Source organism: Streptomyces physcomitrii (assembly GCF_012273655.1).
In the GTDB taxonomy this organism is placed as follows: domain Bacteria; phylum Actinomycetota; class Actinomycetes; order Streptomycetales; family Streptomycetaceae; genus Streptomyces; species Streptomyces physcomitrii.
In genome coordinates, this window is sequence record NZ_JAAWWP010000001.1 from 735,689 (window position 1) to 749,155 (window position 13,467).

Genomic DNA, 13,467 nt, shown 5'->3' on the forward strand with positions numbered 1-13,467 from the left:
GATCGTCCCCGGGACGGCACCGATTCCGGGGCGGTGCAACCATCCGGCGCCCCGGGGAGTCACAGTCACCGGGAGCAGCTGCCCTGCTCCCGCCTCCGCGGCCGGTGGCCGCCTCGTCGAGATGAGCGGGTCCGAAGTCATCTAGGGTGTGGGGCGAGGCGCGGCAGTCCGGAGGCGAACCGCATGGCCCTTCCGGCGGAGGGGCCCGGCACTTCGGACTTGTCCGGCCAGGCCGGTCAGCGACATCTGTGGGGAAGCCCGTGCGTGAATACCTCCTTACGCTCTGCATCACGGCCGCGGTGACATATCTGCTCACCGGACCGGTGCGGAAGTTCGCGATCGTGGCCGGGGCGATGCCCGAGGTCAGGGCCCGCGACGTGCACAAGGAGCCCACGCCCCGGCTCGGCGGCATCGCGATGTTCTTCGGCCTGTGCGCGGGCCTGCTCGTCGCCTCCCACCTCAGCAGCCTGAGCGAGGTCTTCGACCACTCCAACGAGCCGCGCGCCCTGCTCTCCGGGGCCGCGCTGATCTGGATCATCGGAGTCCTGGACGACAAGTTCGAGATCGACGCCCTGATCAAGCTCGGCGGCCAGATGATCGCCGCGGGCGTCATGGTCATGCAGGGCCTGACCATCCTGTGGCTGCCGGTCCCCGGCGTCGGCTCGGTCTCCCTCACCCAGTGGCAGGGCACCCTGCTCACGGTCGCCCTGGTCGTGGTCACCATCAACGCCGTGAACTTCGTCGACGGCCTCGACGGCCTCGCCTCCGGCATGGTCTGCCTCGCCGCCGCCGCCTTCTTCATGTACGCCTACCGGATCTGGTACGGCTACGGACTGGAGGCGGCCGCCCCCGCCACCCTCTTCTCCGCGATCCTGATGGGCATGTGCCTCGGCTTCCTGCCGCACAACATGCACCCGGCGCGGATCTTCATGGGCGACTCGGGCTCGATGCTGATCGGCCTGGTGCTCGCCGCCGGGGCGATCTCCATCACCGGCCAGGTCGACCCCGACGCCATGAACCTCTTCTCCGGCTCCGAGCGCGCGACGGTCCACCAGACGGTGCCCGTCTACATCCCGCTGCTGCTGCCGCTGACGATCATCGCCATCCCCGCGGCCGACCTGATCCTCGCCATCGTGCGCCGCACCTGGCGCGGCCAGTCGCCGTTCGCGGCCGACCGCGGGCATCTGCACCACCGGTTGCTGCAGATCGGGCACTCGCACAGCCGCGCGGTGCTGATCATGTACTTCTGGTCGGCCCTGATCGCCTTCGGCGCCCTCGCCTACTCGGTCAACTCGGCCTCGATGTGGATCGTCCTCGCCGTGGTCGCCCTGAGCTTCGTCGGCCTGGTCCTGCTCCTGCTGCCGCGCTTCCGCCCCCGCACCCCGCAGTGGGCGCAGGCCATGGTGCCGCCGCGCTACCGCGACGAGGAGCCCTCGCCGCAGGAGGACGGGGACCCCGCGGGGGAGGCGAAGGACTCAGCGGGCGACGACGCGGATAACAGTCCTGCATCGGCTGCCGGCCAAGGGGCCCTGCTGACCCGGGGGATGGGGGCCTCGGCCGCGAGCACCGCCGCCGAACCCCGCGAGGGCTCCACCGCCGGCAACGAGGTGGCCGGAGTGGGCCACCGCCCGCGCGGCGCCACCGCGGTGAGTGCCTGGGCCCGGCCCGCCGGTCGGCACAAGGACTGAGGGGCGCCCGGCCGTGCGCGGCAACTCCGGGCCTCGTACGTCATTCTCCGCGGCACCAAATGCCCGCAAAGAAAAACGGGCCCGATCACGGGCGGCGGCCCCCGGCTCGTCGTTGCGGCCGCGAAGCGCACAGCGCCGGAGCGGTTGACTCCGCGGTGGCCGTGCGGCGGGCGCGGCTGTCAAGGGGCCGGGGGAGCGGGGGAGTCCGCCGCCGTGCGGCTGTCCGCTTCCGGCCGGGGCGGGTGGGGCGAGAGACCTCACATGTGGCGCGTGTGACTACCGGTGCACCGCGTGGACTCTGGCCGCCTGCAAGGAAATTGAGGACGGGGCGGGGGCGGCGACCGTACCCTTCTGCATCCAAAAACGGGTCAATAGCACGCGATTCGACTCGCGGCGTGCACAGACGCGCAGCTTGCTTCTCATGTGTGACAGCAAGCACACTTTACAGGTAAAGACCTCATCAAATAGTTTGTGATACCGTTCACGAGACCCCGGGACAGAGCCGAAGGCCCGCTTCACGCGGGTCCCTTGACCCGAGATCTCTCTCGAAAAACCCGCACTACGCTCGTCCATGACGACACCCTGCCCCCTCCCAGTAAGCGGAGTTGCCGCCATGCCCTCCTCGTCGCTGAAAGACGCCCGGTCCCTGCTGCCCGCAGTGGTGCCCACCGCCGGTGCGGGGGTGATCGCCGCTGTCGTCGCTGCGGCCGTCGCCGGTGGGGAAGGCGCTCTGGGCGCGGCGGTCGCGGCGCTGATCGTGATCCTCTTCATGGGGCTCGGGCTCTTCGTCCTCCAGCGGACCGCGCGTTCACTGCCGCAGCTGTTCCAGATGATGGGGCTGCTGCTGTACGCGACGCAGATCCTGCTGCTGTTCGTCTTCCTGGCGGCGTTCAAGAACACCGAGCTGTTCCACCCCAAGTCCTTTGCGCTCACGCTCGTGGCGACCACCCTGACGTGGATCGCCGCCCAGACGCGTGCGCACCTGAAGGCCAAGATCCTTTACGTTGAACCCGAGCCCTCGCAGAGCAAGGAGTCCGAGAAGACGGGGTCTCTGTCGTGAGAAGTAGGGGCGGGATAAACGCGTGTTCGCGATCCTGCTATCGTCCGGTGCCAACTGCGGCACTGCGGGCGCGGGCATCCGAGCTGACGCCTGTCCCAGCGCGAGGCTCGATGGCCGTCCGCCGCCCCCACATCCGAAACACCAGTCCAGTGCCGAACCGCGGCTGTGCGCCGCGCCGACACAACGAGGTTGCCGTACCTATGCGCCACGCTGAAGGAGCCCGCGGTGAGTGCTGACTCGACACAGGTGCTCGCCTTCGAGACCGATTGCCACCTCTTCGACGGGTGTGGCTTTCCGGCTCCGGGCCTGCATTCGTTCCTCTTCGAGCCGCTCTGGGGCGACACCGAGGGCCTTTACTTCAACAAGCCCATGCTGCTGGCGCTGCTGGGTTCCTTCGTCATCGTGGGCTTCTTCTGGGCGGCCTTCGCCCGGCCGAAGCTGGTGCCGGGCAAGCTGCAGATGGTGGCCGAGGCCGGTTACGACTTCGTGCGCCGCGGGGTCGTCCACGAGACCATCGGGAAGCGCGAGGGCGAGAAGTACGTACCGCTCGTCGTCTCGCTGTTCTTCTTCGTGTGGATGATGAACCTCTGGTCGATCATCCCGCTCGCGCAGTTCCCGGTGACGTCGATCATCGCCTACCCGATGGTCCTCGCCGCGATCGTCTACGTCCTGTGGGTGTCGCTGACCTTCAAGCGCCACGGACTCGTCGGTGCCTTCAAGAACTTCACCGGTTACGACAAGTCGCTCGGTCCGGTGCTCCCGCTGGCCATGACCATCGAGTTCTTCTCGAACCTGATCGTCCGGCCGTTCACGCACGCGGTGCGGCTCTTCGCGAACATGTTCGCCGGCCACACCCTGCTGCTGCTCTTCACCATCGCCAGCTGGTACATGCTGAACGGCATCGGCATCGCCTACTCCGCGGTCTCGTTCGTGATGGTCATCGTGATGACGGCCTTCGAGCTGTTCATCCAGGCGGTCCAGGCGTACGTGTTCGTGCTTCTGACCTGCACCTTCATTCAGGGCGCGCTCGCCGAGCACCACTGAGCACCGCCTCCGCAAGAAACCCGTAGTCGTCCGGTGGCCAACCCCCACCGGTCCGTTAAGAGAAGGAAGAACTGGCATGTCCCAGACCCTCGCTGCAGTCACCGGTGACCTCGGCTCCGTCGGTTACGGCCTCGCTGCCATCGGCCCGGGCGTCGGCGTCGGCGTCATCTTCGGTAAGGGCACCGAGGCCCTGGCCCGTCAGCCCGAGGCGGCCGGCCTGATCCGTGCCAACCAGATCCTCGGCTTCGCGTTCTGTGAGGCGCTGGCCCTCATCGGCCTCGTCATGCCGTTCGTCTACTAAGACGAACCACGACGACCAGCCCCGTAGACGAAAGGCACTGATGTGAACGCCCTGGTTCAGTTGGCGTCCGAGGCGGAGAAGGAGAACCCCCTCGTTCCGCCGTGGCCCGAGCTCGTCATCGGCCTGATCGCCTTCGTCATCGTCTTCGGTTTCCTCGCGAAGAAGCTCCTCCCGAACATCAACAAGGTTCTGGAAGAGCGCCGGGAGGCGATCGAGGGCGGGATGGAGAAGGCCGAGGCCGCGAAGACCGAGGCCAACAGCGTCCTTGAGCAGTACAAGGCTCAGCTCGCCGAGGCCCGTCACGAGGCCGCGCGTCTGCGCCAGGAGGCGCAGGAGCAGGGCGCCGTGCTCATCGCCGAGATGCGTGCGGAAGGCCAGCGGCAGCGTGAGGAGATCATCGCCGCCGGTCACGCCCAGATCGAGGCCGACCGCAAGGCCGCGGCGCAGACGCTGCGCCAGGACGTGGGCACGCTCGCCACGACCCTGGCCGGCAAGCTCGTCGGGGAGTCCCTGGAGGACCACGCCCGGCAGAGCCGCACCATCGACCGTTTCCTCGACGGACTCGACGAGACCGCGTCGAAGGCCGAGGCCGCACGATGAACGGCGCGAGCCGCGAGGCACTGGCCGCCGCACGTGAGCGCCTCGACGCGCTGACGGACAACACGTCCGTCTCCGCGCAGCAGCTCGCCGGGGAACTGGCCGCCGTCACCGCGCTGCTCGACCGCGAGGTGTCGCTGCGTCGGGTCCTGACCGACCCGGCGCAGTCCGGGGACGCCAAGGCCGAGCTGGCCGGCCGCCTCTTCCGCGGCCAGGTGGGCGGGGAAGCCGCCGATCTGGTGACCGGGATGGTGCGCTCCCGCTGGTCGCGCTCGCGCGATCTGGTGGACGCGCTCGAGGTGCTGGCCACCGTCGCGGATCTCACCGCGGCGCAGCAGGCGGGCACGCTCGACGAGGTCGAGGACGAGCTGTTCCGCTTCGCGCGGATCGTCGGATCCTCCATGGAGCTGCGGGCCGCGCTGGTCAACCGCACCGCGACCGGCACCGCCAAGAGCGAGCTGCTGCGCAGCCTGCTCGGCGGCCGGGCCAAGGAGACGACCGAGCGTCTGGTCGGCCGCCTCGTGACCCACCCCCGGGGACGTAGCCTGGAGGCAGGTCTGATCGAGCTGTCCAGGCTCGCCGCGGAGCGCCGGGACCGTACGGTCGCCGTCGTGACCTCGGCGGTGCCGCTCAGCGACCAGCAGAAGCAGCGTCTGGGCAGGTCCCTGGCGCGCATCTACGGCCGTGAGATGCACCTCAACCTGGACGTGGACCCCGCGGTCCTCGGCGGGATCAGGGTGCAGGTCGGCGACGAGATCATCAACGGCAGCATCGCGGACCGCATCGAGGACGCGAGCCGCCGGGTGGCCGGCTGACCGCCCTCGGGCGTCGCACGGCGCCCGGCGGGGAGCCGCACTCCGGTGCGGCAGCACCGGCCGTGACGCCGTGAACAGCAAGAAGAAGAGCAGGATCTACGGCCCGCGTTGGGTCGTGCAGTGAATGTTTCTGGGGGGCCTGCGGCCGAGCCGCAAGGTGGACAGCCCCAGACCCCATAAGAAACTTTCGGGCCCAACAAGGAGAGCAGGGAACCCAGATGGCGGAGCTCACGATCCGGCCGGAGGAGATCCGGGACGCGCTGGAGAACTTTGTCCAGTCGTACAAGCCGGACGCGGCCTCGCGCGAGGAGGTCGGCACGGTCACCGTCGCAGGTGACGGCATCGCGAAGGTCGAGGGCCTGCCCTCGGCCATGGCCAACGAGCTGCTGAAGTTCGAGGACGGCACCCTCGGTCTCGCCCTCAACCTCGAGGAGCGCGAGATCGGTGCGGTCGTCCTCGGTGAGTTCAGCGGTATCGAGGAGGGCCAGCCGGTGCAGCGCACCGGAGAGGTCCTGTCCGTCGCGGTGGGCGAGGGTTACCTCGGCCGCGTCGTCGACCCGCTCGGCAACCCGATCGACGGCCTCGGCGAGATCGAGACGTCCGGCCGCCGCGCCCTCGAGCTGCAGGCCCCCACGGTCATGCAGCGCAAGTCGGTGCACGAGCCGATGGAGACCGGCTACAAGGCCGTCGACGCGATGACCCCGATCGGCCGCGGCCAGCGCCAGCTGATCATCGGTGACCGCCAGACCGGCAAGACCGCCCTGGCCGTCGACACGATCATCAACCAGCGCGACAACTGGCGCTCCGGCGACGTGAACAAGCAGGTCCGCTGCATCTACGTCGCCATCGGCCAGAAGGGCTCCACCATCGCCTCCGTGCGCGGTGCCCTGGAGGACGCCGGCGCCCTGGAGTACACCACCATCGTCGCCGCCCCGGCGTCCGACCCGGCGGGCTTCAAGTACCTGGCGCCCTACACCGGCTCGGCCATCGGCCAGCAGTGGATGTACGAGGGCAAGCACGTCCTCATCATCTTCGACGACCTCTCCAAGCAGGCCGACGCCTACCGCGCCGTGTCCCTGCTGCTGCGCCGCCCGCCGGGGCGCGAGGCCTACCCGGGTGACGTCTTCTACCTGCACTCCCGCCTCCTGGAGCGCTGCGCGAAGCTCTCCGACGCGGAGGGCGCGGGCTCGATGACCGGTCTGCCGATCGTCGAGACGAAGGCCAACGACGTCTCGGCGTTCATCCCGACCAACGTCATCTCCATCACCGACGGCCAGTGCTTCCTGGAGTCCGACCTCTTCAACGCCGGTCAGCGTCCGGCCCTGAACGTCGGTATCTCGGTCTCCCGCGTCGGTGGTTCGGCCCAGCACAAGGCCATGAAGCAGGTCTCCGGACGACTGCGCGTGGACCTGGCCCAGTTCCGTGAGCTGGAGGCCTTCGCGGCCTTCGGTTCCGACCTGGACGCCGCCTCCAAGGCGCAGCTGGAGCGCGGTCAGCGCATGGTCGAGCTGCTGAAGCAGAACCAGTACCAGCCGATGGCCACCGAGGACCAGGTCGTCTCGGTGTGGGGCGGCACCACCGGCAAGATGGACGATGTGCCGGTCGCCGACATCCGCCGTTTCGAGCGCGAGCTGCTCGACTACCTGCACCGCAGCCACCAGGGCCTGATGACCTCCATCAAGGAGGGCGGCAAGCTCTCGGACGACACCCTGCAGGCCGTGGCCGAGGCGATCGCGGACTTCAAGAAGCAGTTCGAGACCTCGGACGGGAAGCTGCTCGGCGAGGACGCCCCCGCCGCCGCCAAGTGACGTAAGGAAGGGACCTGACTCATGGGAGCCCAGCTCCGGGTCTACAAGCGTCGCATCCGATCCGTCACCGCGACCAAGAAGATCACGAAGGCGATGGAGATGATCGCCGCCTCGCGCGTCGTCAAGGCGCAGCGCAAGGTGGCGGCCTCCACCCCCTACGCGAACGAGCTGACCCGCGCGGTCACGGCGGTCGGAACCGGCTCGAACACCGAACACCCGCTGACCACGGAGGCGAAGACGCCGACCCGGTCCGCAGTGCTGCTCCTGACGAGCGACCGCGGTCTGGCCGGTGCCTTCAACTCCAACGCGATCAAGGCCGCCGAGCAGTTGACGGCGCGCCTGGAGGCCGCGGGCCGCGAGGTCGACACGTACATCGTCGGCCGTCGTGGAGTGGCCCACTACAACTTCCGTGAGCGCAAGATCGCGGAGCAGTGGACCGGCTTCACCGACGAGCCCACGTACGCGGACGCCAAGCAGATCGCCGGTCCGCTGATCGAGGCCATCGAGACCGAGACGGCGGAGGGCGGCGTGGACGAACTCCACATCGTCTACACCGAGTTCGTCTCGATGATGACGCAGACGGCGGTCGACAGCCGCCTGCTGCCGCTCAGCCTCGACGAGGTGGCGGAGGAGTCGCCGGCCAAGGACCAGATCCTGCCGCTGTACGACTTCGAGCCGTCGGCGGAGGACGTCCTCGACGCCCTCCTGCCGCGCTACGTCGAGAGCCGTATCTACAACGCGCTGCTCCAGTCGGCTGCCTCCAAGCACGCCGCCACCCGCCGCGCGATGAAGTCGGCGACCGACAACGCGGGAGACCTGATCAACAGCCTCTCCCGTCTTGCCAACGCGGCCCGACAGGCCGAAATCACCCAGGAAATCAGCGAGATCGTCGGAGGCTCCGCAGCCCTCGCCGACGCGACCGCGGGGAGTGACAAGTAAGTGACGACAACAACCGAGAGCACGGTGTCGGCCGTTGCCACGGGCCGCGTCGCCCGGGTCATCGGCCCGGTCGTCGACGTGGAGTTCCCCGTCGACGCGATGCCCGACATCTACAACGCGCTGACCGTCGAGGTGGCCGACCCGGCCGCCGACGGTGAGCTGAAGACCCTCACCCTCGAGGTCGCCCAGCACCTCGGCGAGGGCCTGGTCCGCGCGATCTCCATGCAGCCCACCGACGGCCTGGTCCGCCAGGCCGCGGTGACCGACACCGGCGACGGCATCACCGTCCCGGTCGGCGACTTCACCAAGGGCAAGGTGTTCAACACCCTCGGCGAGGTGCTGAACGTCCCCGAGGAGAACGCCAACGTCGGTGAGCGCTGGGCGATCCACCGCAAGGCGCCGAACTTCGACGAGCTCGAGTCGAAGACCGAGATGTTCGAGACCGGCGTCAAGGTCATCGACCTCCTCACCCCGTACGTCAAGGGTGGAAAGATCGGTCTGTTCGGTGGTGCCGGTGTCGGCAAGACCGTGCTGATCCAGGAGATGATCTACCGCGTCGCCAACAACCACGACGGTGTGTCGGTGTTCGCGGGCGTCGGTGAGCGCACCCGTGAGGGCAACGACCTCATCGACGAGATGAGCGAGTCCGGCGTCATCGACAAGACCGCGCTGGTCTTCGGCCAGATGGACGAGCCCCCGGGCACCCGTCTGCGCGTGGCCCTCGCCGGTCTGACCATGGCGGAGTACTTCCGCGATGTGCAGAAGCAGGACGTGCTGTTCTTCATCGACAACATCTTCCGCTTCACCCAGGCCGGTTCCGAGGTCTCGACCCTGCTCGGCCGCATGCCCTCCGCGGTGGGCTACCAGCCGAACCTGGCCGACGAGATGGGCCTCCTCCAGGAGCGCATCACCTCGACCCGCGGTCACTCGATCACCTCCATGCAGGCGATCTACGTCCCCGCGGACGACCTGACCGACCCGGCCCCGGCGACCACCTTCGCCCACCTCGACGCGACGACGGTGCTCTCCCGTCCGATCTCCGAGAAGGGCATCTACCCCGCGGTGGACCCGCTGGACTCCACGTCCCGCATCCTGGACCCCCGGTACATCACGCAGGAGCACTACGACGCCGCCATGCGCGTCAAGAACATCCTGCAGAAGTACAAGGACCTCCAGGACATCATCGCGATCCTCGGTATCGACGAGCTGGGCGAGGAGGACAAGCTCGTCGTCCACCGCGCCCGTCGCGTCGAGCGCTTCCTGTCCCAGAACACCCACGTCGCCAAGCAGTTCACCGGCGTCGACGGTTCGGACGTGCCCCTCGACGAGTCGATCGCGGCCTTCAACGCGATCTGCGACGGCGAGTACGACCACTTCCCCGAGCAGGCGTTCTTCATGTGCGGTGGCATCGAGGACCTGAAGGCCAACGCCAAGGAGCTCGGCGTCTCCTGAGCCGCCGACCCGACGAGAGGGGCGGACGCCCTCCCCGCCGGTTCCGGGTTCGCCCGGTCCCGGCAGCGGGGCGGCGTCCGACCCTCTCGGCACGCCCATTAGAATTTGAACCAACACCCGGCACATCCGCCGGGTGGTGACCCGAGGAGCCATCTTGGCTGCTGAGCTGCACGTCGAGCTGGTCGCTGCCGACCGCCAGGTCTGGTCCGGCGAGGCCACCCTGGTCGTGGCGCGCACCACGTCCGGCGACATCGGCGTCATGCCCGGTCACCAGCCGCTGCTCGGTGTGCTGGAGTCGGGCCCGGTGACCATTCGTACGAACGACGGGCAGACCGTCATCGCCGCGGTGCACGGCGGTTTCCTCTCGTTCGCGGACAACAAGCTGTCGCTGCTGGCCGAGATCGCCGAGCTGTCGGACGAGATCGATGTCCAGCGTGCCGAGCGGGCGCTCGAACGCGCGAAGGCCGAGGCGGACGCCTCTGCCGAGCGCCGTGCGGACGTCCGCCTGCGCGCGGTGGCGGTGCGCTGAAGCAGGCGCACCACCTGATGTGACTCAGCCGCGGCCGGTTCCGGAGCCTCTCCGGAACCGGCCGCGGCTGAGGTGGATGCGGGATGAACATGGCCGTTGTGCCACTGAGGAGTCGAGGAGGTCGGTACGGATGATCCTCGCTCTTGTCGTGTGCGGTATCGCAGTGGTCGTTCTGGTACTCGTGGGGCTGTTCGTCTTCGGGCTGCGCCGCAGGATCATCCAGCGCTCCGGCGGCACCTTCGACTGCAGCCTGCGCTGGGACGCCCCCGAGCCGAAGGACGCCCCCGGCGCCGGAAAAGGCTGGGGCTACGGCATCGCCCGCTACAGCGGCGACCGCATCCAGTGGTTCCGGGTCTTCTCGTACGCGCCCCGCCCGCGCCGGGTCCTCGACCGCGCGACGATCGAGGTGGTGGGCCGCCGGGCACCGGAGGGCGAGGAGGAACTCGCCCTGCTCTCGGACGCCGTGGTCCTCACCTGCCTGCACCACGAGACCCGCCTCGAACTCGCCATGAGCGAGGACGCCCTGACCGGTTTCCTGGCCTGGCTGGAGGCGGCTCCGCCGGGCCAGAGAGTCAATGTGGCTTAGGTAGCAGGCTCTCTGGATGGGGGTCCCCCCGGACGGAGTCTGGGGGAGAGTCAATGTGGCTTAGGTAGCGGGCTCTCTGGATGGGGGTCCCCCCGGACGGAGTCTGGGGGAGGGTCGTTGCGGCCCAAGTTGTAGCCGTGCAGCGCAGTGGGTCCCGGCCGGGTGGCCGGGACCCACTGTCGTGTCACTGGTTCAGCACGTGGTCGCCGTCACCGGTTCACGGCTTGGGCAGGGTGCAGCCCTCGGCGTTCAGGTCGAGCTTGCTGCCCTCGCCGAAGCAGGCGGGTATGCCGTACGTCTCCTGGGCGTAGCCGATGCCCTCGTGCACGGTGACGTTGCCGCTCTCGTCCACCTCGCAGGGGTTGTTCACGGTGCACTCCTCACCGCTCTCGTTGGTCGTGTTGTTGACGCCGACCACCTTGCCGGTGGCGTCGTCGACCAGCGGGGAGCCCGAGGTGCCGCCGATGATCTGGCACTCGGAGGTGTAGCGGATGGAGTCCTTGAAGGTCCAGTCGCCCTCGCGCAGTTCGTGGGCGAAGCCGTCCACGCTGCAGCTGTAGGTCTTCTTCCAGTAGCCGGAGACCACCGTGACGGCCTTGCCCTGCTCCGGGTGCTGGTCCTGGAGTTCGAGCGCCTTGATGCCGTACTCGTCCTCGATCTGCTGGTACGTGCTGGTCAGCTCGTACATCGAGACGTCGGTGTCGGTCATGGTGCCGTAGGCGACCTTGGAGGCCTTCAGCGTGGCGACGTCGGAGGCGTCGGCGTCGAGCAGGGTGAAGGTGCGGCTGGACGGCTCGTCGACGACGACCTCGCCCGGGCCGGGCATGCCGCTCTCCAGACAGTGGCCGTTGGACATGACCAGGGCCGGGTCGCCGGGCTGGGAGTCGGGCATCCGCACGACGGAGCCGGAGCAGTTGCTGAGCGCGACCGTACCGGCGAAGTCGACGGCCTGGGTGTCGGCCTGGGGGGCGGGGGAGGCCAGGGCGGGCGCGGCGCCGGCGCCGGTGAGGGCGAGGGCGAAGAGCGCGCCGAGGAGAGGCTTGTTCATGTGGGGGGTTCCTCTGCGTATGTTCCGAAGCGGTTCTTCGGAATTGGCATGGGCATTGTTCCGGTCCCGGTGGCTTCGTACAAGGGTGCGGAGGGGATGAACGGGCCTATTGGTACGGTTCGTTGGGGTTCGTGACCGATGGGGCGGCGGGCCCGGGACGTGAAGAGGCCGGGGGACAGGGGGCGTTCCTGTCTCCCGGCCTCGGTGCGAGGAGCCGTGCGCGGGGCGCGGCCCTTGCGGTCCTACTTCAGTCCGCTGTCGATGGCGGTGACCAGCTCGCCGTTGTCGGTGTCACCGCTGAAGTCCCAGAAGAAGGCGCCGCCGAGGCCCTGCTCCTTGGCCCAGCTCATCTTCGAGCCGATGGTCTTCGGGGTGTCGTAGCTCCACCAGTTGTTCCCGCAGTGGGCGTAGGCGGTGCCCGCGACCTCGCCGTTGGCGGGGCAGCTGGACTTCAGGAGCTTGTAGTCCTCGATGCCGGGCTCGTACTTGCCCGGGGCCGGGCCGGTCGCGGTGCCGCCGGGGGCGTCCTGGGTGACGCCGGTCCAGCCGCGGCCGTAGAAGCCGATGCCGATCAGGAGCTTGTTGGCGGCGACGCCCTTGGCCTTGAACTTGGCGATGGCGTCCGCGGTGTTGAAGCCCTCCTGCGGGATGCCCTCGTAGGAGGTGAGCGGGGAGTGCGGGGCGGTCGGGCCCTGGGCGTTGAAGGCGCCGAAGAAGTCGTAGGTCATGACGTTGTACCAGTCGACGTACTGGGCGGCGCCCGCGTAGTCGGTGGCGTCGATCTTGCCGCCCTCGGAGGCGTCGGCGGTGACCGCGGAGGTGACCAGGTAGTCGCCGCCGAACTTGGCGCGCAGCGCGGACATCAGCTTCTTGTACGCGTCCGGGCCGCTCTCGTCGCAGCTCAGGCCGCAGGCGTTCGGGTACTCCCAGTCGATGTCGATGCCGTCGAAGACATCGGCCCAGCGGGAGTCCTCGACCAGGTCGTAACAGGACTGGGCGAAGGCCTCCGGATTCTTGGCGGCCTCGCCGAAGCCGCCGGACCAGGTCCAGCCGCCGAAGGACCACAGGATCTTGAGGTCCGGGTGCTTGGCCTTCAGCTTGAGCAGCTGGTTGAAGTTGCCGCGCAGCGGCTGGTCCCAGGTGTCGGCCTTGCCGTCGACGGACTGCTCGGCGGTGTACGCCTTGTCGGTCGCGGCGTAGGCGTCGCCCATGGCGCACTTGCCACCGGTGACATTGCCGAAGGAGTAGTTGATGTGCGTGATCTTGCCGGCCGAGCCGGAGGCGTCGATGTTCTTGACGTGGTAGTTGCGGTCGTAGACGCCCCACTCGGTGAAGTAGCCGAGCTTGACGCCGGAGGCCGCGGTGGCCTGCGCCGCGCTCTCGGTGGCGGTGGGGTCCGCCGCCTGTGCGGAGGTGCCGGCGAGCCCGACCATGGCGGCGAGCGGAAGGAGCAGGGCGGTGATCCCTGCGGCGGCTCTGTGTCCGAAGCGCATGCTGCGCCTCCTCGGGGTGAGGTCGTGAGGTCCGGTCGTGTGGGGTGGAACCAGGCCTGCGCCGCCCGTGGGCCGGCATGGCGCGCTGTCACCGAGGCGGACGGCGA

Annotated in this window: 13 protein-coding genes; 11 read left to right on the forward strand and 2 right to left on the reverse strand. The window is 68.7% G+C overall.

Annotation, left to right across the window (positions count from 1 at the left end; all coding sequences use genetic code 11):
- Positions 1-260 precede the first annotated feature (260 nt).
- From HFV08_RS03080 to HFV08_RS03130, 11 genes are all read left to right on the forward strand, one after another.
- Positions 261-1,688, forward strand: coding sequence for an MraY family glycosyltransferase (locus HFV08_RS03080; protein WP_168535504.1), 1,428 nt, complete (start codon positions 261-263; stop codon positions 1,686-1,688).
- A gap of 613 nt (positions 1,689-2,301) precedes the next feature.
- Entirely contained in the window at positions 2,302-2,748 is a 447-nt protein-coding gene (locus HFV08_RS03085) for a Cg1360 family ATP-synthase-associated protein (RefSeq protein ID WP_168535506.1), read from the forward strand.
- A 225-nt stretch (positions 2,749-2,973) separates the two neighbouring features.
- Positions 2,974-3,792, forward strand: coding sequence for a F0F1 ATP synthase subunit A (gene atpB, locus HFV08_RS03090; RefSeq protein ID WP_168535508.1), 819 nt, complete (start codon positions 2,974-2,976; stop codon positions 3,790-3,792).
- Positions 3,793-3,868: 76 nt separating this feature from the next.
- A complete protein-coding gene (gene atpE, locus HFV08_RS03095) occupies positions 3,869-4,093 on the forward strand; it encodes an ATP synthase F0 subunit C (RefSeq protein WP_168535510.1) in 225 nt (74 codons plus the stop codon).
- A gap of 42 nt (positions 4,094-4,135) precedes the next feature.
- Entirely contained in the window at positions 4,136-4,693 is a 558-nt protein-coding gene (locus HFV08_RS03100) for a F0F1 ATP synthase subunit B (protein WP_312885324.1), read from the forward strand.
- On the forward strand, positions 4,690-5,505 hold the full coding sequence (locus HFV08_RS03105) for a F0F1 ATP synthase subunit delta (protein ID WP_168535512.1): 816 nt from the start codon (positions 4,690-4,692) through the stop codon (positions 5,503-5,505). Before HFV08_RS03100 ends, HFV08_RS03105 begins: the two co-directional genes overlap by 4 nt.
- A 218-nt stretch (positions 5,506-5,723) precedes the next feature.
- The gene (atpA, locus tag HFV08_RS03110) at positions 5,724-7,313 is read left to right on the forward strand and encodes a F0F1 ATP synthase subunit alpha (RefSeq protein ID WP_168535514.1); all 1,590 of its coding nucleotides are present in this window, start codon (positions 5,724-5,726) and stop codon (positions 7,311-7,313) included.
- 21 nt (positions 7,314-7,334) lie between these two features.
- Positions 7,335-8,252 carry a F0F1 ATP synthase subunit gamma gene (locus HFV08_RS03115; RefSeq protein WP_168535516.1) on the forward strand — a complete coding sequence of 306 codons (918 nt, stop codon included), beginning with the start codon at positions 7,335-7,337 and terminating at the stop codon, positions 8,250-8,252.
- On the forward strand, positions 8,253-9,704 hold the full coding sequence (gene atpD, locus HFV08_RS03120) for a F0F1 ATP synthase subunit beta (protein WP_168535518.1): 1,452 nt from the start codon (positions 8,253-8,255) through the stop codon (positions 9,702-9,704). It begins immediately after the preceding gene.
- A 154-nt stretch (positions 9,705-9,858) separates the two neighbouring features.
- Entirely contained in the window at positions 9,859-10,233 is a 375-nt protein-coding gene (locus tag HFV08_RS03125; protein ID WP_040248292.1) for a F0F1 ATP synthase subunit epsilon, read from the forward strand.
- 130 nt (positions 10,234-10,363) lie between these two features.
- The gene (locus HFV08_RS03130; RefSeq protein WP_168535520.1) at positions 10,364-10,819 is read left to right on the forward strand and encodes a DUF2550 domain-containing protein; all 456 of its coding nucleotides are present in this window, start codon (positions 10,364-10,366) and stop codon (positions 10,817-10,819) included.
- Between the two features lie 217 nt (positions 10,820-11,036).
- On the opposite strand, the gene HFV08_RS03135 is transcribed toward HFV08_RS03130, so the two are convergent.
- Positions 11,037-11,867, reverse strand: a complete 831-nt coding sequence (locus HFV08_RS03135; protein ID WP_168535522.1) for a S1 family peptidase — start codon at positions 11,865-11,867, stop codon at positions 11,037-11,039.
- A 242-nt stretch (positions 11,868-12,109) separates the two neighbouring features.
- Positions 12,110-13,360, reverse strand: coding sequence for a glycoside hydrolase family 18 protein (locus HFV08_RS03140; RefSeq protein ID WP_168535524.1), 1,251 nt, complete (start codon positions 13,358-13,360; stop codon positions 12,110-12,112).
- Positions 13,361-13,467: the final 107 nt, after the last annotated feature.